Annotated in this window: 20 protein-coding genes and 2 pseudogenes; 12 read left to right on the plus strand and 10 right to left on the minus strand. The window is 40.7% G+C overall.

All coding sequences use genetic code 11. From position 1 onward, the window contains the following. Positions 1 to 13 precede the first annotated feature (13 nt). Both IUZ65_RS09575 and IUZ65_RS09580 read right to left on the minus strand, forming a co-directional pair. On the minus strand, positions 14 to 715 hold the full coding sequence (locus IUZ65_RS09575; RefSeq protein WP_195703517.1) for a ribulose-phosphate 3-epimerase: 702 nt from the start codon (positions 713 to 715) through the stop codon (positions 14 to 16). A gap of 9 nt (positions 716 to 724) precedes the next feature. After that, positions 725 to 1,567, minus strand: a complete 843-nt coding sequence (locus IUZ65_RS09580; protein WP_195703518.1) for an HAD family hydrolase — start codon at positions 1,565 to 1,567, stop codon at positions 725 to 727. A 199-nt stretch (positions 1,568 to 1,766) separates the two neighbouring features. Here IUZ65_RS09580 and ulaR point away from each other — a divergent pair, with 199 nt between their 5' ends. After that, a complete protein-coding gene (gene ulaR / locus IUZ65_RS09585) occupies positions 1,767 to 2,543 on the plus strand; it encodes an HTH-type transcriptional regulator UlaR (protein WP_195703519.1) in 777 nt (258 codons plus the stop codon). Positions 2,544 to 2,798: 255 nt separating this feature from the next. After that, entirely contained in the window at positions 2,799 to 4,715 is a 1,917-nt protein-coding gene (locus IUZ65_RS09590; protein ID WP_195703520.1) for a methyl-accepting chemotaxis protein, read from the plus strand. Between the two features lie 387 nt (positions 4,716 to 5,102). Here IUZ65_RS09590 and IUZ65_RS09600 read toward each other — a convergent pair whose 3' ends face one another. Further along, positions 5,103 to 6,797: a class I SAM-dependent methyltransferase gene (locus tag IUZ65_RS09600; protein WP_195703521.1), complete on the minus strand. Its 1,695-nt coding sequence runs from the start codon at positions 6,795 to 6,797 to the stop codon at positions 5,103 to 5,105. A gap of 473 nt (positions 6,798 to 7,270) precedes the next feature. Between IUZ65_RS09600 and IUZ65_RS09605 the strand changes: the two genes are divergently transcribed. After that, the gene (locus IUZ65_RS09605; RefSeq protein ID WP_195703522.1) at positions 7,271 to 7,453 is read left to right on the plus strand and encodes a hypothetical protein; all 183 of its coding nucleotides are present in this window, start codon (positions 7,271 to 7,273) and stop codon (positions 7,451 to 7,453) included. A 211-nt stretch (positions 7,454 to 7,664) separates the two neighbouring features. Here IUZ65_RS09605 and IUZ65_RS09610 read toward each other — a convergent pair whose 3' ends face one another. Then, positions 7,665 to 8,483 carry a hypothetical protein gene (locus IUZ65_RS09610; protein ID WP_195703523.1) on the minus strand — a complete coding sequence of 273 codons (819 nt, stop codon included), beginning with the start codon at positions 8,481 to 8,483 and terminating at the stop codon, positions 7,665 to 7,667. 326 nt (positions 8,484 to 8,809) lie between these two features. Between IUZ65_RS09610 and IUZ65_RS09615 the strand changes: the two genes are divergently transcribed. Further along, positions 8,810 to 9,013, plus strand: a complete 204-nt coding sequence (locus IUZ65_RS09615) for a hypothetical protein (protein ID WP_195703524.1) — start codon at positions 8,810 to 8,812, stop codon at positions 9,011 to 9,013. A gap of 1,540 nt (positions 9,014 to 10,553) precedes the next feature. Here the strand turns inward: IUZ65_RS09615 and IUZ65_RS09620 are convergent. Both IUZ65_RS09620 and IUZ65_RS09625 read right to left on the minus strand, forming a co-directional pair. Further along, positions 10,554 to 10,979, minus strand: a complete 426-nt coding sequence (locus IUZ65_RS09620) for a hypothetical protein (RefSeq protein WP_195703525.1) — start codon at positions 10,977 to 10,979, stop codon at positions 10,554 to 10,556. 178 nt (positions 10,980 to 11,157) lie between these two features. After that, on the minus strand, positions 11,158 to 11,667 hold the full coding sequence (locus tag IUZ65_RS09625) for a hypothetical protein (RefSeq protein WP_195703526.1): 510 nt from the start codon (positions 11,665 to 11,667) through the stop codon (positions 11,158 to 11,160). A gap of 344 nt (positions 11,668 to 12,011) precedes the next feature. Here IUZ65_RS09625 and IUZ65_RS09630 point away from each other — a divergent pair. From IUZ65_RS09630 to IUZ65_RS09660, 7 genes and pseudogenes are all read left to right on the plus strand, one after another. Then, a pseudogene (locus IUZ65_RS09630) lies at positions 12,012 to 12,131 on the plus strand (IS110 family transposase); the annotation flags it as partial. A gap of 116 nt (positions 12,132 to 12,247) precedes the next feature. Continuing rightward, positions 12,248 to 12,442, plus strand: a complete 195-nt coding sequence (locus IUZ65_RS09635; protein WP_195703527.1) for a hypothetical protein — start codon at positions 12,248 to 12,250, stop codon at positions 12,440 to 12,442. 50 nt (positions 12,443 to 12,492) lie between these two features. After that, positions 12,493 to 12,687 carry a hypothetical protein gene (locus IUZ65_RS09640; protein WP_195703528.1) on the plus strand — a complete coding sequence of 65 codons (195 nt, stop codon included), beginning with the start codon at positions 12,493 to 12,495 and terminating at the stop codon, positions 12,685 to 12,687. A gap of 199 nt (positions 12,688 to 12,886) precedes the next feature. Beyond that, positions 12,887 to 13,291, plus strand: a complete 405-nt coding sequence (locus tag IUZ65_RS09645) for a GFA family protein (protein ID WP_231363613.1) — start codon at positions 12,887 to 12,889, stop codon at positions 13,289 to 13,291. Positions 13,292 to 13,828: 537 nt separating this feature from the next. Continuing rightward, positions 13,829 to 14,662 carry a hypothetical protein gene (locus IUZ65_RS09650; RefSeq protein WP_195703530.1) on the plus strand — a complete coding sequence of 278 codons (834 nt, stop codon included), beginning with the start codon at positions 13,829 to 13,831 and terminating at the stop codon, positions 14,660 to 14,662. Positions 14,663 to 14,794: 132 nt separating this feature from the next. Next, positions 14,795 to 15,115 (plus strand): isochorismate lyase, encoded by a 321-nt coding sequence (locus IUZ65_RS09655; protein WP_195703531.1) that lies wholly within the window; start codon positions 14,795 to 14,797, stop codon positions 15,113 to 15,115. Positions 15,116 to 15,150: 35 nt separating this feature from the next. Further along, positions 15,151 to 15,597, plus strand: coding sequence for a YiiD C-terminal domain-containing protein (locus IUZ65_RS09660; protein ID WP_195703532.1), 447 nt, complete (start codon positions 15,151 to 15,153; stop codon positions 15,595 to 15,597). Positions 15,598 to 15,848: 251 nt separating this feature from the next. Here IUZ65_RS09660 and IUZ65_RS09665 read toward each other — a convergent pair. Beyond that, positions 15,849 to 16,406 (minus strand): annotated as a pseudogene (locus IUZ65_RS09665) (transposase); the annotation flags it as partial. 63 nt (positions 16,407 to 16,469) lie between these two features. On the opposite strand from IUZ65_RS09665, the gene IUZ65_RS09670 reads away from it, so the two are divergent. After that, entirely contained in the window at positions 16,470 to 16,664 is a 195-nt protein-coding gene (locus IUZ65_RS09670) for a hypothetical protein (protein WP_195703533.1), read from the plus strand. A gap of 204 nt (positions 16,665 to 16,868) precedes the next feature. Here the strand turns inward: IUZ65_RS09670 and IUZ65_RS09675 are convergent, their stop codons facing one another. From IUZ65_RS09675 to IUZ65_RS09685, 3 genes are all read right to left on the minus strand, one after another. Then, entirely contained in the window at positions 16,869 to 17,522 is a 654-nt protein-coding gene (locus IUZ65_RS09675) for a malonic semialdehyde reductase (protein WP_195703534.1), read from the minus strand. Between the two features lie 80 nt (positions 17,523 to 17,602). Beyond that, positions 17,603 to 18,484 carry a pirin family protein gene (locus IUZ65_RS09680; protein ID WP_195703535.1) on the minus strand — a complete coding sequence of 294 codons (882 nt, stop codon included), beginning with the start codon at positions 18,482 to 18,484 and terminating at the stop codon, positions 17,603 to 17,605. A 9-nt stretch (positions 18,485 to 18,493) separates the two neighbouring features. Further along, the gene (locus IUZ65_RS09685; RefSeq protein ID WP_195703536.1) at positions 18,494 to 18,868 is read right to left on the minus strand and encodes a DoxX family protein; all 375 of its coding nucleotides are present in this window, start codon (positions 18,866 to 18,868) and stop codon (positions 18,494 to 18,496) included. Between the last annotated feature and the right edge of the window lie 87 nt (positions 18,869 to 18,955).

The following is an 18,955-nucleotide window of genomic DNA, read 5'->3' on the forward strand; positions in this document are numbered from 1 at the left end:
CGGCTTACGCTTCTTATTTCTTATCTTCTAACTGGTCAATCGCCGCACGGAAATCGCGAACACCGGCCGTGATGCCATCTTTGTGACCGAAGATATTTGTTGATGCCACCATCGCGTCAATATCTTCGTTTAGTAGCAATTCGATATTGTGGTTACGGATGCCACCATCGACACACAACTCACAATTAGGGTTGCGTTCGTTAATAAGCTCACGAGCTTCACGAATCATCGCGATAGCAGACTCACGCCATAGCCACTCGTCATCGTTGTCGTTAATACCGTGGATAACAATGTGTAGGCGATCCAAGTAATAGATAGATTCTTTAACAAATGAAACCGGTGTTAGAGCACCAACCGTTAGACCGAATTTCATGTTCAAGTCTTTACAGTATTTGATGATGTAGCACAGTGGTGCACCGATGAAATGCTCTGCAGGAAGGATAAGCATGTCTGCACCCGCTGCCGCGATTTTCTCGATAAATAGACGGTCGCAATCTTTGAAATAACCATGCACTTCGATTGGCTTGTCAGTGTAAGGACGAATGCCTTCAACGATCTGATGCCCACCCATAAGTTGCAGGTTTTTCAGGTCATGCATATCCGCTGCATCACAGTGGATATAATCGGCACCAGCGTCAGACACTTCTTTTACAACATCAGCGATGTGACCGTAATCAACGTGAGCAAGACCCGCTGCAATTTTAACTTTTTTCATGATTTTTCCTTAATAACTAAATGAGTGTTGGCGTGTATGTTGACCTTCTTGCACGGTTAAGCGCAGGTACTGGCCAATTCCACAACCGTTGTTGTTGGTGACAATAAGATTTGCTAACCCTTTCAATGCAGGGCTCGCGTTTTCCATTGCAACTGGTTCTCCGACTAAACGGAACATAGAGGCATCGTTGTCTCCATCTCCAAAAGCAATGGTGTTGTGAGTTGGGATATTTTCGGTGATTAACCACTGTTCAACCGCGTAACCTTTGGTTGCGGTTAGTGACGTAATATCGAGTTTGTTCGGCGCAGACAGATCCGCCTGACAACGAGATTGTAGACCGTCACGAAAATGATTTAACGCCCCTTTGTTTTGGCTAGAAACCAACACTTTATAGACCGAGCCCGCTTGGGCAATCAGCTCGGCAACGTTAGGCACAATGCTCACCGTCAAATCGGCGTTAATGGATTTGGCCTTGTGTTCTAAACTTATCGTGTGATTTGACGTTTGCTGAGCAAACACACCATTACTTGAGTAAATAGTGAAATCAAAATGGTTGTCGTTAAGTAAACCAAGTAGCTCTGTAAAAAAGCCCGTATCAATGGATTGTTGGTTTGAGACTTGTTGGGTTTTCGGGTCATAAAGATAAGCGCCATTGCAACAGATTATCGGAAGGGATAATTCGAGCTGTTCAACATACGGCATCATCAATTCATGTGGTCTGCCGCTCGCCAAACTGACCTTGTAACCATTATTAAGCGCAAGAGCGATGGCCTCTTTATTCATTGCACAAATTTGGTCATCATCACTTAATAGTGTTCCATCCAAATCAATAATAACGGCTTGATACTTCATACTGGCCTCCATGACCTCTCGTGACGCAAAGCAACTATAAAGGGTCAAGTTAGGTCATGTAAAGTCATTTGTGACGCTTTATGACCAAAATGATGCGTCAGATCACACTTAAACGTCAAAAAAGGTCAAAATAGAATTTAATTTGCTCAAAACTTCATATTCGGTCAAAATAGGTCAAAACTAAATTGGGACCTAAACAATGAATGAAGCTCAGCGTCATAGAAGGCTATTAGATCACTTAGACAGTCATACCTTTATGACGACGGGTGAATACGTAAGAATGTTGGATATCTCATTATCCACGGCACGCAGAGACATCACCAAACTCGGTGAAGAAGGCAAACTAAAGAAGATTCGAAATGGGGCAGAAAGCATAAACAGCAGTTCTGCGGAATCAGCCACCCATGCACCAAATAGCTTTATCCCTAATGAACCGGATATAGAAGAGTATTCTGCGAAAAACCGCATCGCAGAAGCAGCCGCGAACATGTGTGATGAACATGACAGCATTATTGTGAGTGGCAGTAACACCACATTTCTAATGGGCGAGCACTTACTGCACCGAGATGTGCAGGTTATCACTAACTTTATGCCGTTGGCCTACCAGTTGATCAGCCAAGACCATCAAAGCGTCATTATATTGGGTGGGCAGTACCTGCCAGAGCGTCAGATTACCATTTCACCAGATGAGAAAGCCGCCGATGACCACAAAAGCCGCTTCGTCTTCTTTACGGGTTCTGGAATCACCACCGCAGGTATCCACACTTCTGACCTACTGGTTTATATGGCCGAGAAAAAACTTCTTGAGTACGGTGCCAAACTGGTTGCCATGGTAGACAGCACTAAGGTAGGCAAACACGGAGGCAAACTTCTCGCCGCAGCCCAACAACTCGATACCCTGATCACCGACAGCGATGCAGACTCGGATGTCCTTGATAGTTTAAGAGGCCAAGGGGTCAATATTATCGTGGTGTAGTGCCGTGGTTTTTGAAGGTAGCTGATGGTTTAACTCATCGGCTATTTTCTATTAGCACAATATTCTTTTTTGTTGAAAATCTAGCTGGATCACAACACAAAAAAACAAAACAAAACCAAGTAACTAATAAACAGCTCAACAGCTCAAAACTCTTTAAATATCAACCCATTCATTGAACTAATGTTTAAAGTAAAACCAAATTACTTCATACTCAGTACACTGCAAATAACTCATACAGAATATGGGAGTGTCCTGATGAAAATCAAAACCAAACTGGTGTTAACGACGGCCATTTCACTCATTGTTACTGCAAGCCTATTAATATTTATTTCAAACCAAGCAGCAACGAGCGCCATAGAAAGGCGACTATTTAATACCGAGCTTCCCGCGGTACTGTTATCTGTCACCGAAGGTATCGGAAAAAGCCTCGCAACCCCTTTAGCCGTTTCTAAAGCTATCGCAACTAATCCCGACTACGTTTCGATGATTGCTAGCAATACAATGTCAGCGAATCAAAATCAGATTACTGGCTATCTTACAGCACTTAAAACGGAATTTAGCGCGATTGCCTCCTATGCTGTATCAGCCCGTACTGGTGAGTATTTTACCGCAAGTGGCTTAGACAAGACGCTCTCACCGAATAAAGCTGACGACCAATGGTTTTATGGTTTTATCAACGGAGATAAAGCGTACGAATTAACGTTAGATTTTGATGATGCTAGTTCCACCGCCGTGTTATTTATCAACTATGTCGTGATGGACAAAGGTCAACGAATTGGTGTTGCGGGAATTGGTTTGGCGCTATCAGAAATGACCGAAATGATAAAAGGTTATAGCATTGGTGAACAAGGTAGTGTTTATCTAACCAATGCAAATGGTGACATTCAACTTCACTCGGATCAGTCCATGCGGGAAAAATCGCTATTCGATTCCGTTGACCTTCCAAGAGATCAACTTCTAAATAGCGCTCAAAATATCATTCAACTTATTGACACAGAAAGCGGCGCTAAGGTTATTGCGACCAAATATATTCCGCAATTAGATTGGTTTGCGGTTGCTGAACTGCCACAAGACGAAGTCTTTGCCGACACAAACGCTTTAACCTCCACTTTAATTATTGTTGGCCTGGTTATTACCACAATTTTCATCTTAATTGCATCATTGTTCATCACAAAGGTTATTGCGCCACTTCACCATGTTGGTGAAATGCTGGAAGAAATAGCAACAGGTGACGGCGATTTAACGCAACGATTAGATGACAGAAGAGATGACGAAATAGGCAAGTTATCTGGTAGTTACAACCGTTTTGTCGAGTCTCTTGTTGCCATGTTATTGCAAGTGAAACAAACCAGTACTTCTTTGGCCGCTAGCGCGCATTCTATCGATTCACAAATGGGCCACATCAATCGTGATGTTCTTGAACAGCAGAGCCAAACTGAAATGATGGCTACCGCGGTTCAAGAAATGGGGCATACCGTGAATGACATTGCTTCCAATGCGAATCAAGCGGCGCAAAATGCAAATCAAGTGGTAAAGGATGCGAATGAGGGCTACCAATCTGTCGAAACCACCGTGGACTATGTGACCACAATGGAAACACAAATCGACGCCACCTCTGAAGTCATTCAACAATTAGCTCAGGAAGCGACGGAAATTAACACGGTACTTGAAGTAATTAGAGGTATATCAGAACAAACCAATTTGTTGGCATTAAATGCGGCCATCGAAGCCGCTCGTGCTGGTGAACAAGGCCGTGGGTTTGCCGTGGTTGCCGATGAGGTACGCAATTTAGCACAGAAAAGCCACCAGTCTACGGCTGAAATTAAGACCATCATTGAACGATTGCAGCTTCGTTCTTCGGAAAGTGTAGACGCGATGAGCACGGGTGTAGAAACCGCCGGAAAATCAAAACAATTGGTTATATCATCTGGCTCCATGTTAGTTGAGATAACAAAATCAATTCAAAACATGAGCGATATGAACGTTCAAATTGCGACGGCTACTGAAGAGCAATCCAGCGTTGTTGCTGAAATAAGCGGCACTGTCACTGGGGTAGCCGAGATTGCGCATTCTAATGCGGATTATGCAAAAAATGCAGCCCGCGATTGCGAGCAATTGAGGCAACAGTCAGAAATGCTAGAAAGTTTGGTGGCCCGATTCAAAATTGCATAAGGCGGTAAGGCGCTTTCAACCTAGGCAGTTCGAACCACAATAACTACGCACCGACGAGTATTGCCTGTGAAAATACGTCGCGATAAGCTTTCGCGGCGTATTAAAACCCCTACTTCATTATTCTTTGTGTGAGGATATTTATCGTTACGCAACCACTTTCACACTAACAATCGACTTACAATCCGAGTCAGTTTCCACCGTTCTAAGGCACGATGTTTAGATTCCAATCTTATGGTGTATGTCCCTTTAGTCCTTTGCCTTTAGTCCTTAAACAAGGCGTCCCGATGATACCCAAGGTAGGGTTTGTGCTCACGCATAATACGAAACGTCATATCATCTCTTAGCCCAATCACTTCAGGTGCTTCTAGGTAGCTGGAAAGCACTGCATTACCACTCAGCCACTAATAATCTACTCTTAACCCCGCTAATTTGTAGACCCATAGCCTCAAATACTTCTTCGAATTCATTACATTGCGGTGGGATATTGGGCAGAGACAACGAAGCTTCAGTAAAAAACCGTTGCGTGGCAGTAGTATCGTCACCCCAAGCAAGCGTCCACCAATCTAGAATACGGTGTTTAGATTCAGCTAAACGTATTCTCTTGGGTAACCTATCTTTTTTCTTCAGATTTTCAGTTTTTGTACTTGGTAAAAGGTTCCATTTGTCATTGTTTGGCCAATAAGCGAAGGGTAAGCAGTGGTCTACATGATAGCCATTTGCAAGTTTAGTGCTGCTCCAAACACTAGTAAGCTTGATGCTATTTTGCTGTAACTCATCCACGCGCTTGCGGACGCCACTTGTATCATGTTCTATATCTAACCATATTAAAGAGTCATGGTATGTTTGTAGAGATATCTCGTTTTTCCTATTTAGTTCAAATCGCTGCATTTGAGTAATCCATTGATTGACGACCAATGGCTCAATCCATGAATTATATAAACGGAAACATTCCCAAAGGCTTTGTTTTAAGACCAATGACCCAAAACTTTCGAAAAATTGGTTATCAAGATAAATGCATGATTGCGGTTTTCGGTGTTTCGTTGGCGGTTGAGTAGTAAATTCTTTATTTTGCTCTGACATCGAGCCGCTGTAGATAAACTTGATTGGTCCATTTTTCATCGTTTTTATCGACGCTTGAATGGTTTTTTGAATCGCTTTGGCTTCATCACCAACAAACAAACTACCGACGGCCAAATCGTCTGCTGAAAGATGAGTAATCTGTTCCCAACCATCTGCGGTAATAAAGGCTAAACCCAGTTTAGAATTGCTATTTTGTTGGAGCTCACTATGGTCAATTAAACGTTTATAGGCCTTAACCCAATAAAGCGCAACAAGCCCTAACGGAATAGATACTTCTCCGTCAGTTCTGTCTATCACACAGCCGGGGTGTGCATCAGCTATACGTAACAGAACCCGCAACAAGCCAAGCTTATAAGTAGAACTTTTACTGTCGTTAACAATAATGTGTCGTACTTTATTTAGATCACCAGTACCATCATCTGGCAGTGTCATCACAACGGTTTGCCAAGTAACATTGTTACGTTCGAGGCTATCATCAGAGTTTGATACATGCCTCACCAGTAATGCTGTATCCTGAGCGAAACGTTCTAACTCTTCTACCGACACAGGATAACTTTTACGCCCATCACTGAATTCACCATGCCGAAGTGAAATAACCAACTTACCATTAGGCGATAATAGGTTTGATAATTTGCGAAAGGCGCGAGCACGGTGTGTCGGTGCTAAATGCATCCATACCGCACTGACTAGAATAAGGTCGAAACGAATCGCTAAGTTACCCACTTTCTTTAACGATGGTAACTCATCACACAACCACGTTACTTTATCGCCAGTCAGTTGTTTACCGTGTTCAATCATAAGCTTAGAGGGTTCTAACCCAATGACCTCGGCACCACGTTCAGACATCCACAACGCATCACGACCCGAACCCGCCCCAACATCCAGTACTCGATATCCTCCATCTGGCCAATATGGCTTCCACGAGAAATGCACCTGTTCAAAGGAAAGTGAATTGTATTGATCGCAGAGTTCTTGCGAGTTTTCGTTATAAAATGAAGACATAGAACTACCAACTTCGGATCAGGTGAACATTGTACAAATGTAAGTGCGTATTTGGCTAGTATACAACCATAACTCAAACAAACTCTCAAGTTATTGATTTACTAGCTTATACGCACCTAATCTTTAACTATAATCTTATGGTTTATGTCCCTTTAGTTTGATTGCACCAAATACTCCGTTCTTCGGCCAACCTAACAAAATAGCCATTGCACCTAACACTATGTTTTTATACCCTGTTGCGGCATTGGCAAAATCCAGTGTCGGGTTTGAGACCCCGCCCTACACACTTACGACACATTGATTTTTTAAAATCATCATGTGTAGCCCAGCACACCTAAAATTATGGTGAGCTGAGCGGGGCAGCTTCGGCTGGCCGTTTCGTAAGTGGCGGTAGTCTCAACCCTGTTCAGTTCACCACCCAAAAGCTTGAGACCTTTCGGTGGTGATTCGCTCAATCGCTTACAGAGGCTACTATGCCAAACGCAAATTCAACGCTAAACCTGAACAATACGACACTCCCCCTACTCGCCCGCGACTATCTTTCGACGCTTTACGCTACCTGCACGGATAAAAACGAATTAGAGATGAAAACGGTGATTAACTATTTAAATGAATTGATTACAGAAGATGAGTTGCGGGATGCTTCGCGTCTTTAAGTTACGTATGCATTCCCACGCGGGAGCGTGGGAACAAAAGAGATATGAGTTTGGTTGATACCGTCAAGCCAACACACTTCTGCCCCATTGTAAGTTTACGCACTTATCTATCACACTTTACAGATGGGGATTTGACCTACTTTTTTTAATCAGTAGCTATCGTAGGTCGTCCAGTAAAATGTTTCCAGTAACTGTTTCAAATATAATCAAATCAAAAATAGTTGTTACTAGAGGAACTATCGTTGTTAGATATACAGCTTTTACATGGGTGGATGTTCAAACTCTCTAAAAGTGAATAACTTAAATTACCTGATGAAATTACTCTTAGGTAAGCAATCAGAAGATCTGCGATCTTGTTTTTATATTCTTTTTTCCACCACAGCATGACAGGTTTATCCTTAATAACTCCGTACGCATCAGTCCCATATGTTAGCTTATCAATCTCATCTGATATTTCTTGTGATGATGCTCTGTATAAGTCGGCATTATTGATTAATGTTTGTATTTGATTGACAATATCTTCTTTAGTCATGTTTTCAAAGATAATATGACCGCTATTTTTTCTGATTATTACTTTCGCTGAGTCTGAAATGTTGAACTTCAATCGAATATTGTGTGGAATCTCATACAGCAACTCTCGGTCGTTTATGTCTTGATAAAGTATTGACTTGAAATTTTTATTAAGTTCTTTCACAAGCTCGTTACTTACATAATTTGAACCAGTAAAGCCAGTAACGTCTAGGTAATTCTTATTTAGTTGGGTACAATTGTGATCAGCGTGAAAAGAACCACCATTATTCTTCGACTTTTTGAAACTCATTATCATTTTTTCGTGGTCATTAATAAATGATTCACTGTTTGACAGTAACTCATGGATTATGTGGAATCTGCTTAGCTCGATACTAGAAAACATTCTTGATAAATCGTGAATTAGAGGTAATAATTTCGCCAATTCATCGTGTTCTATAAGCTCTTTTGAATTACTAGTTATGTTTTTTAAATTGTAATTTGTAATGTATACGCTTGCCATGCTTTATCCTATACAGTATAAAATAACCAAACAAGATTATTTCTAAGGTTAATCTCTAACACTAAAATAAATGCAGTTTATTCAGATTAACAATATCATATGAAACCAATTGTTTATTCTGATTAGTTCACACTTTTTATTGAAATATGGAGTTTGAACGTGACCCTACTGACTGTATATGATACTTGAAACTAGCGTATGTTATAAAATCTCCCAAGCTCTATCTATACACATTTAAATGTTTGAACTCCATGTAGATTGTTGATATACCTTGAGCGAATAAATTATACAATTCTAGATGAATTTCAACCTAGAGGTAGAAAATAATGTCAAAAACCAAAGAGGAAGTCATAAGTGCTCTGGAAGAATTTAACAAAGGTATGGCGACCTTTAGTAACGAATTAACATCCGGACTTACGGCATTTAATGAAAAAATGGAGCAGCATCTTGCTGAGCGGGAATCTGATGAAAATGTTATTCGTAAAAAAAGAAAGTTAGAAGATTTCAAGCGTCAAATATTAAATAATTAAATTGCTAGTGGAACCAAATGAAGTAGGAGTGTTGAGTCAGCAGCTCATAAAACAAAGAACCGACCAAATTTCATAAATAAGTGGTTTTAGGAAACAGCCTAAATTTACGCAATACATGGTTTTGTCGATTTCCTTGAAAATCGATCACTGTTATAGGCGGTGATCGTTGGTGTTTTAGGGCATGAAAAGTAATCTGAAGGGCAGACGCCCTTAGAATCCCTAACTCACAAATGTCCAAAAGTGATCTAGAACAGGATTGAACCTGATTTCAATTCCCACAATTTGATTTACTTTACCTCATGCCCAAAACTCTAACTAAATGTTCAATTTTGCTAATCCACCACATAGTTAAAAATTACCGTTGCGTTACTTGTGTTAGGCTCATGGAGGGACTAGAAAGTTTTTACATATTCTTCTGTATGCTCACATAACTTGCTAATATTACTTGAATTGCCAATGTAGCTTCGGCAAGATATACGGGGAAGAATAGGGGGTGTTATTTGTTAACTTATATTTGGTTATTATCCATTGTTTTGATATGTGTTTTGGCGAATAATTTTGGACGTTCAATACTAACATGGAGTTTAGTCAGTGTATTACTTGGACCAGTTTCAATATTGGTTATTTTGGTTTTAGGAAAAGACCAAAACAGCTTGAATCAACGAGACATTGATTTAAAAAAGAAAAAAATCTGTCCCAATTGCAAAGAACTTGTCATGTTCGATGCTAAAATTTGTAAACATTGTCGAAGCCATCTTAATGAAGTAGCAGAGAACGAGCTTGTATTAGATAGTAATATCCTAGAAGTAAAACTAGCTTCCGATGAACACATTAAAAGTTACAATCTACAATTCTTTATTATGATTCTCGTGGGATGTGCCCTGTTAGCAAGTTTTATTTTTTTTGCGTCACTATAGACTGCATTGCCTTTTTGATACTCCTAATCTTCGCTAGAGTGTTTGAGCGTCATACTATACAGTTTAAGACTTAGCCTAGGATTTTCTAATCGATGTAATACCTACAAAAAACAGGCCTTATCAAATAGAAAATAGTTAAAATAAAACGATTATAGCCGAGTTTAGAAATCCCTGAATTTACCCGAATGGCAAATTCTATCTGATACGCCTAAATTATTTTTGTCCAGAAATGAGCTATATTTCGCTTGATAGCAATTTTTTATTGAACTACAACAGTTGGCATTCTTAAACACGAAAATGCCCCTTTGTGAGCTGGTAAGATTTTAGGCCGATAAACTCCGTCCGCAACTAATCGGGCTTGCTGGGGTAACTGGGAGCTAGAGTGCGGTGCTCAAAACTCCCAGAAGTGTGCATAAGCAGCTTTTCTTACTGGTGATTTTCGTCTGCATTGTTACGCAAATTAACTCAAAGGCATATCGCTATTGTACTAAATCAATCTAGGGTTAATGACCTAATTTATTTGATTAGAAAAACCACTTTGAGAGCTCCACTGGTTGTTATATGTGTGGATAGTTGAGAATCCACCAATCATCACAGTCTCTCTTTCTGTATAGGTTCACTGTTTATTCAATGTATTCATTAGCTAAATCCGAAAGAATACTTGAGCTTCCTGTTTTGTTTTTTCTTTCATACAAATATCTTGAAGAAACAAACGTATCTCGCCTTCTTTTAAGAAATTTCAAGTCCGAGTTATTGAAAAGTGTTGTTTTAATATCTTCTGGAAGGGAGATAGCCAAAAGGTATAGGTCATGACCGTTGGAAATTCCTTTAACTTTATAGTTGTCGTCAAGCATAGAGGAATCAAAGGCGAGTTTATAATCATTGCCATCAACACCTTTTTCAATACACAAGAAGCTTTTGAACAGTATTTCTAGTGAGAGGGCTGCATTTACATCTGAAATATACCCAAGATCAACTGTTCTAGTTGAAGCCACATAATATTTATACGCCTCTTCAACACACCAAGGGGCTAATGGTCCTTCCCACATGTCTAATCTCCATAAATATCACACAAGTTAAATGACAAAAAGCTATCTTTTGTGCCCTACAATACTGCATTTTGTTTTATGCTAAACAATAACTTCGACTTAATAGCAAAGGCAGAGTCATATGACCCTGCCTTCTAAACTTGCCTTGCTGCTCATTGGAGTCACTGAACACTCCACCTTACCCATTCGCTTTTACTTGAGCTATAAACCGTGTCAAAGCATGGTATGCTTTACTATCTGTCTCACCATCAATCACTGCGTCCTCTATGTAACCAGTCGGTGTAGTAACACGCAACCATGTTCTATCAGAAGAAATAATACTCTCAATAAGACTGATGTTCACAACAAATCCTTTGAGTGATGTATTCATTCCAGACTGGTTTTGAAAATCAGTAACACTTGATGTTGGCGTCAACTCAACCTTCCGACCATCGATATTTAACTCAGCCCTAATTACCCCTGCATAATCGTTAAAAATCTTGACAAGTAAAATTGCAGTTTTGGGTTTATCAGAACTCCATTGAGCTCCCAGTCCAGTACAAACCATTCCCTCACAAGCATTTCCGTGTGGGGTGATATTAACAATTTTAGCATTATCAAATCCGCTATATGAGACATCCGGATCTAAACCTGAAGTCGTGGAACATGCGCTTAATAACGCTAAAGATAAAAATAGTATCTTTTTCATTCTTACTCTCTTTTAATATTTCAGCCAAACCAACCAGTTAAAGTTAGTATAATTAGTTTGTTTTTCTTGAGCGCTTTGTCACAAAAGCGTTTTAGGGGTTAGTTCTGTTTTGCATGCACAGCGAAAAATTCTGCATTAAGCGAATCCGATACTACAGATTGAGATTGCATGGTTCTGTTTATTTTTTATCACCAGCAGCACCGCTTCATGAAGTGCCGTTTTACGATCTGGAAGTTGGGGAAGGTAGATACCGGTCGAAGCTCGTAAAACGTTAATAAGATGGTACGCCCCACCCACACGCTAAACTTAACATTGTTAGGTTCAGTTAAATAAAGGTGACCATCATGACTACTATTCGCGTTATCGGCATCGATTTAGGAAAAAACACATTTCATCTTATCGGCCATGATTATTCAGGCAGAGAAGTCTTTAGAAAGAAGCATAACAGACAAAAATTGCTTCGATAACTAAAAGGACATGCACCTTAAAATAAGTAATTGAGTCATTCCATTAAGTTTTTTTTGCACCAAATACTCCATTCTTCGGCCAACCTAACAAAACAACCATTGCACCTCACCCCATGTTTTTATACTCTGTTGCGGCACTGGCAAAATCCAGTGTCGGGATTGGTCTCTCGTGTATATCCAAAGGCACGTATAAAAGCTTTTTGTACGTGGCACCAGCACATCTAGATTATGGTGAGCTGAGTGAGAGTGCTTCGGCACGCCGTAACCTTTGGAACGGTAAGACCAATCTTGCTCAGTTCACCACCTAATGATTGGTCTCATTACTTGGTGTAATTTAATTTATCCAAAGGAGGCTACTATGCCAAACCCAAATTCAACGCAAAACCCAACGCCAAACCTGAACAATACGAAACTCCCCCTACTCGCCCGCGACTATCTTTCGACGCTTTACGCTACTTGCACGGATAAAAACGAATTAGAGATGAAAACGGTGATTAACTATTTGAATGAGTTGATTACGGAAGACGAGCTGCGGGATGCTTCGCGCCTTTGAGTTACGTATGTATTCCCACGCGGGAGCGTGGGAACAAAAGAGATATGGGTTTGGTTGATATCGTCAGTTAACTAACTTCTGCCCCATTGTTTGCTGCGTTAGTTAGCCGTCACACGATGCGGTAAAAAATTTGACCTACTTTTTCTCATGTCTGTAGAGTGTTTCAAATTAAACGAAATAGAAAGGAGTTCTAGTGACTATCACATTAAAGGAAGTCGATGGTGTCCCAGTTCGAGAGAGACATAAAGCCAAGTGCCATTGTGGAAGTGTAGAGATTGAACTCTATTTACCAAATGGTATCGAAGATATTCGACGGTGTGATTGTTCCTTATGCCGAAGAAGAGGAGCAATAGTAGCTTCAGTACCATTGTCGGGTATTAGGGTTCTAAGGGGAGAAGATAAGCTAAAGCTATACCAATTCAATACTAAAGAAGCCAAGCACTACTTTTGTAGTGAATGTGGAATTTATACTCACCACCAAAGACGTTCAAACCCGAGTCAGTATGGATTTAATGTTGCATGCCTTGAGGGAATCAACCCTTTAAAAATTGAAGTGATCCCAACCTACGATGGTGTAAATCATCCCGCAGACCACAATAGGTAGAAGCATTAGGGGGGCTGTATCTTCAGTTACAATGAGCAGCTTTAACAAGAAAATGTCCCATAGTTTGTTACGCTTCTAAATACGTTACAGATGATCAGCTAGTTTTGATATACAAAAAGAAATGTGTGGCAAAACGCAAGATCTTCCTCCACCACCATTTGCATATGTCGTCGAATTTCTTCTAAAAATTTGCTTGCCATCTCCACTCTTTCTTTCTGTATATCCGTACAGTTTATTAGGTTTGAATCTGGTTTGAGTATGAAAAATGGCTTGTTTTGTTGAGTGCTTAGTCTCGCTTTGTCGATAGGGAATTTAGTAAGTCATTGTTCATTAGGAGATTTGTGATGATCATACCTTAGATAACACGCACTGTTAAAAAGTGATAACACGCTGGCGCGTTTTTATGTGATGACAGAATACATAATTCGATGTATTTGCGCTAATTTTTAGTGAGTTATGATAAGTTGATGGAAAGTCAGGCAGCCAGAAAAACGAGACTGCCTGTTATTAAGAATCTTAGGTAACTAGGAGAATTCAGTGGAAGATAATAACTCTCTAGTGGCGAATGAAAATTCGTCAGAAATAGAAAAAATAAAGGAAGAACTTTCCCAAGTAGCTCTTACTACTAAAAAACGCGCCCTAGAAAAGTTTGGTTTAGCTGCCCTTGGCAGTATTCCTTGGGTTGGCGGTTTTATTAGTGCTGCTGCGAGCATGAAAACCGAGGAAGGCACTTTAAAAACTGATTCATTACAAACTCGCTGGTTAGAAGAGCATGATACAAAAATGCAAATTTTGGGTGAAACACTAACCGAAATTAGCGCAAGTTTTGAAAGGTTAGGTGAAGCTGTTGATGAACGTATTCAAAGTGAAGAATACTTAGATTTAGTTAGGAAATCATTTCGAACTTGGGATGCGGCTGACACCACTGAAAAGCGCAAATATATTGCTAATTTAATTATTAACGCTTCAGGTACACAAATCTGTTCCGATGATGTTGTACGTTTATTTATTGATTGGCTAGCGGGTTATCATGAATCGCACTTCGCAGTAATCCGGGAAATTTATAAAACTCCCGGCGTTACACGCTACGATATATGGTCTGCTATAAATGGAGTGGTTCCACGCGAAGACTCCGCAGAAGCTGATTTATATAAATTGCTAATTAGAGATTTAAGTACTGGTGGTGTAATTCGACAAGTTCGTGATACAACTCATGATGGTCAATTCTTAAAACGTAAACCTGCGCCAAAGAGAACTGGCTCTCGTACTACTGAATCGGCATTTGAAAATAGTAAGCCATATGTCTTAACTGAGCTTGGTAAACAGTTTGTACGTTATACGATGAATGACGTTGTAACCAGGATTGGTTAAATCGTTACCTAACAAGTCATTTCAGCAGGACAAAAAACAGTTGGTTTTTGCTCGTGCCTCGCTTATTTTAACCAACTATTTTATTGCCTCTGAATGAGGCGTTATACATTTTATCTAGGTTATGGAGTAACCATGAATTATAAAAATAAGATTGAACCTAAAAATTGCTCAGGTATGGAAGATATTCGCGTGGAGATCGATAGTATGGATCGAGATATTATCGCTATTTTAGGTAAACGATTTGAGTATGTTAAAGCGGCTGCGAAGTTTAAGACTTCGGAAACATCCGTACGAGCTCCTGAACGTTTTAAGTCTATGTTGGAGCAACGTAGGATTTGGGCTTCATCTGAAGGGCTAAGCCCTGATGCCATTGAGAAAATGTATCGAGATTTAGTGAATCATTTTATTAAAGAAGAAATGTCCGAATGGGCATCCGAGTCAACAAACGTATAAAAAGGCGTTAGGTGAATCTCAGAGGAGGTTATAAATTGAAAGAAAAAGAGTTAGAAGCTTATTTGCATGCACAAATACCTGCATCAAAATTATTAGGAGTAGAGGTTAAAAGTTGCAGTCAAACAAATATTGAACTGCTAGCTCCTCTTGAGCCAAATATTAATCATAAGAATACGGCATTTGGCGGAAGCCTTTCAGTTTTAGCCATCTTAGCTGGGTGGTCATTAGTCTATATGCGTTTAAATGGTATTCGAAATGAAATAGTCATTCAAGAAAGTTCAATGACATATTTAAAGCCAGCTAATGGTTCATTTACTGCTACCAGTTTATATGAAGAAAGCACTGATTGGTCGAAGTTTTATCGTTCTTTTACTAAGCGGGGCCGTGGGCGTATTAAAGTAAAAAGTAATATTCTCTGCGGAGAAGAAATAGTGGCTACTTTCCAGGGAACATATGTTGCGTTTAATAAAGAGTTCACCTAACAAATAGGATAGATGTCGCGCAGCCGACATCTTATCTGGGTGTTGAACAAGCCCGAAGCCACTCTTTATAGTAAATTGTGCGATTGAATCAGATAGGTGCTTAGCCTTGACTCTTTTCTCAAGGCGCACTGTGCCAGCATAAGGTTGCGGATGTAACCTTATCAACCAGTTAGCGCTATTTTCATTGTCTCGTGTTGTACTTTCTCCTCATGTTAATGGACGCCATTATCCTTATAAGGTTCGCCTTTCTGCTATCTCAGTCGACTGACGCCAACGCAATCCATTTCGTGCTGACAACAAGGACACGATCTTGTTGCTTTACTATTTATCAGAGTGGTTTTAGGTGGGGTTTGATAAAACAGGTGCAGCAACAACATTTGAATACGGAGTCGCAGAGCTTTGGCATTTCCTCGTAAAAATCCGTAGTCTCTCACTCGCTGAAGTCCTTTAGGTAACACATGTTGCAAGATGAGCATCAAAAACTTGAGTGTGGGTAAGGTTCGTGTTTTCCATCCTTTGGTTTGGCTGTCTTTATATCGGAAGGTCACCATTTTCTCTTCAATGCTAATAATGTCCTTATCCGGTAACACACCACGATATAGGTAACGTGATAAATATTCCAAAGCGGGTTCTCCATACCCGACATACCGACAATCAACGACCTATCGGTCAGGGGTCTGGCTAGGCAACAACATCAGTGAGTGTTGATTAATAGCGTGCAAGTGAGGATTCAGGTTTCGTTGTCGGCTGTGAGTGTGCAGTACGACGGTAAACCCCAGCTCACCTTTATGCTGCCTTTGAGCAAAATTTACACCACCCATATGATTGGTACTTTTCGGTGGTGATTCGCTCAATCGCTTACGGAGGCTACTATGCCAAACGCAAATTCAACGCAAAACCCAACGCCAAACCTGAACAATACGACACTCCCCCTACTCGCCCGCGACTATCTTTCGACGCTTTACGCTACCTGTACGGATAAAAACGAATTAGAGATGAAAACGGTGATTAACTATTTGAATGAGTTGATTACGGAAGACGAGCTGCGGGATGCTTCGCGTCTTTAAGTTACGTATGTATTCCCACGCTGGAGCGTGGGAACAAAAGAGATATGAGTTTGGTTGATACCGTCAGTTAACTAACCTCTTCTCCCATACAAGTTTCAGCTTGGCCGTTACTCTCGTAGGGTAACCGGACACACGCCACAATATATCCTATTAACTATCTGAGGCTTATCTGAAGTGTCAGTTAAATCGGAGAATCGTTATGTATTAGTAGAATCTAGCCACTTCATCAAACTCTAATCGAGGTAGTCTCGGATAGACGCCACTGCTGTCACCGTAACCAATATTTACGATAAAGTTCACCGTGGTATCTGAACCCGAGAAGAACTCATTGTTCACAGCCACAGGGTTAAAACCTGACATTGGGGCAACATCAAGCCCCACTGAGCGAAGTGCAATCATAAAATACGCCGCTTGTAGCGTTCCATTTCTCTCTGCGTTTTCTCTTGCCATATCGGGGTTACCTTCAAACATAGCTGCTGCCTCAGGCATGATCGGGAATACTCGATTCATATTCTTATAAAACGCCTGATCAACTGCGATAATAGCGGTAACAGGTGCCGTACGGGTTTTCTCTTGATTAGAATCAAGCATTAAGGGAACCAATCGTTTTTCTTTCTCTTCTTCACGTAGAAAGACGATACGCATAGGCTGAATATTCATTCCAGTTGGCCCCACCTTCGCCAAATCATACGCCTCTTTGAGTTTTTCATTGTCAACAGGCTTATCAGTCCACGCATGTAATGTATGGGCTTGACCTAATAGCAGCGCCATGGTGTCAGTGTCAGCTACCGATATTCGCGTTCTTAGCTCATTAATTTCCTGAATAGCTTCAGCTTGTCCCGGGAGTAAATTACTCATTCTCAACTTCCTCATTAGTAAATTAACATTGGATCAAACTGATCCACTTAGATTGATGGTTGGCGTACCAACCACTCTAACTAAAGCCCGGGAACATCGTAGTTGATATTACCGTACTTCCCTTCGTAAAAATCTGTATAGGCTGTCTGTATTTCTTCCACGCTATTCATAATAAATGGACCATGAGAAACAACTGCCTCACGGTATGGCTCTCCGCCAAAAAGCAGTACATCTATCGGGTGATTCAAAGGGTTTTCTACGACAATATCGCCCTCAGATTCATCAAATAGAAAGAACTCTTTCTGCAACACAACATCACCCGACACCTTGGCACTCGACATCGGAAGATAGCCGCCATATTCATGCCCAGCTCTGGTTGGAATGGTTATTGTTTGATTCGCATTAAGTGAAAGATGCCAAATAAACTGCTCAGTAAACGCAGGAATTGGCGAGCACTCCCCTTGAAATTCACCAAGAAGCACCTTCACCGTGCCAGCTCCTCCATGTAGCTCAATCAGCGGCAACTGCTCAGATTGCACTGGCATGTAATCTGGGTTCTCGGCTTTGTTTTTTGAAGGCAAGTTGACCCAGAACTGAAAACTATAGAATGAACCACCCTCAAGACGCAGTTGTGCAGGGAATCCTTCGTCATGAATGATGCCATTACCGGCATTCATCCATTGCACTCCACCAGCTTTAACTACCCCATGACCACTGTGGCTATCTAAGTGGTTGAGCTCCCCTTTCACTAAGTAGGTAAAAGTCGCGATTCCACGATGAGGATGAGCAAAAGAGCCATCGGTTGCAGGCAGCTCACCTGGGGCATAAATCTTTTCGGGCATATGATCGAGAAATACGATCGGACCAACGCTATCAACACCTTTATTTGGTAGCGCTCGGACAATATCAAAAGGTCCGACCTTTGACGGATTGGCCGTAGCCACTGAAGTAATCTGTTTCATGACCATTCCCTATTTCAAGCCTGATTGAGGCGCTGATAAAGGCCGACGAATCCATGTAAGTGATGCACACATTATCAACAACACTACGCCTGGTAATGCCGCTTGTTGAGGGTCGAGTGTAATGTGGTACAAAATGGCTCCGACCATCGTCATCGATAAACCGACAGCAGCAAAAAAACGTAGACGAGGAATAAATAGCGCAATACTGGCAGAAACTTCCAACAAACCAACCACCATCGCCATAAAGGGCATGTTCATACGCTCAAATGGTAAAATGACCTGTTCAACTGAGAACAGTTTTGCGAAACCCGCAGCGATAAAAGTAAAAGAGAGTAATATTGTTAAGGCGATAATTGAGGCTGATACTAATTTAGTGTTATTCATTTGATTCTTCCTATTTTTCTTTGAACTTGCCGCAATAGTAGACAACGAATACAATTAAATATATTTAGTAAATCTGCTATTCTATAT

Source organism: Vibrio sp. VB16 (assembly GCF_015594925.2).
Taxonomy (GTDB): Bacteria; Pseudomonadota; Gammaproteobacteria; order Enterobacterales; family Vibrionaceae; genus Vibrio.

Excerpts from the sequence above, each read along its gene's own strand:
- IUZ65_RS09575 (WP_195703517.1), bottom strand. The coding sequence starts at position 715 with ATGAAAAAAGTTAAAATTGCAGCGGGTCTTGCTCACGTTGATTACGGT.
- IUZ65_RS09580 (WP_195703518.1), bottom strand. The coding sequence starts at position 1,567 with ATGAAGTATCAAGCCGTTATTATTGATTTGGATGGAACACTATTAAGT.
- ulaR (WP_195703519.1), top strand. The coding sequence starts at position 1,767 with ATGAATGAAGCTCAGCGTCATAGAAGGCTATTAGATCACTTAGACAGT.
- IUZ65_RS09590 (WP_195703520.1), top strand. The coding sequence starts at position 2,799 with ATGAAAATCAAAACCAAACTGGTGTTAACGACGGCCATTTCACTCATT.
- IUZ65_RS09600 (WP_195703521.1), bottom strand. The coding sequence starts at position 6,797 with ATGTCTTCATTTTATAACGAAAACTCGCAAGAACTCTGCGATCAATAC.
- IUZ65_RS09605 (WP_195703522.1), top strand. The coding sequence starts at position 7,271 with ATGCCAAACGCAAATTCAACGCTAAACCTGAACAATACGACACTCCCC.
- IUZ65_RS09610 (WP_195703523.1), bottom strand. The coding sequence starts at position 8,483 with ATGGCAAGCGTATACATTACAAATTACAATTTAAAAAACATAACTAGT.
- IUZ65_RS09615 (WP_195703524.1), top strand. The coding sequence starts at position 8,810 with ATGTCAAAAACCAAAGAGGAAGTCATAAGTGCTCTGGAAGAATTTAAC.
- IUZ65_RS09620 (WP_195703525.1), bottom strand. The coding sequence starts at position 10,979 with ATGTGGGAAGGACCATTAGCCCCTTGGTGTGTTGAAGAGGCGTATAAA.
- IUZ65_RS09625 (WP_195703526.1), bottom strand. The coding sequence starts at position 11,667 with ATGAAAAAGATACTATTTTTATCTTTAGCGTTATTAAGCGCATGTTCC.
- IUZ65_RS09635 (WP_195703527.1), top strand. The coding sequence starts at position 12,248 with ATGTTTTTATACTCTGTTGCGGCACTGGCAAAATCCAGTGTCGGGATT.
- IUZ65_RS09640 (WP_195703528.1), top strand. The coding sequence starts at position 12,493 with ATGCCAAACCCAAATTCAACGCAAAACCCAACGCCAAACCTGAACAAT.
- IUZ65_RS09655 (WP_195703531.1), top strand. The coding sequence starts at position 14,795 with ATGAATTATAAAAATAAGATTGAACCTAAAAATTGCTCAGGTATGGAA.
- IUZ65_RS09670 (WP_195703533.1), top strand. The coding sequence starts at position 16,470 with ATGCCAAACGCAAATTCAACGCAAAACCCAACGCCAAACCTGAACAAT.
- IUZ65_RS09675 (WP_195703534.1), bottom strand. The coding sequence starts at position 17,522 with ATGAGTAATTTACTCCCGGGACAAGCTGAAGCTATTCAGGAAATTAAT.
- IUZ65_RS09680 (WP_195703535.1), bottom strand. The coding sequence starts at position 18,484 with ATGAAACAGATTACTTCAGTGGCTACGGCCAATCCGTCAAAGGTCGGA.
- IUZ65_RS09685 (WP_195703536.1), bottom strand. The coding sequence starts at position 18,868 with ATGAATAACACTAAATTAGTATCAGCCTCAATTATCGCCTTAACAATA.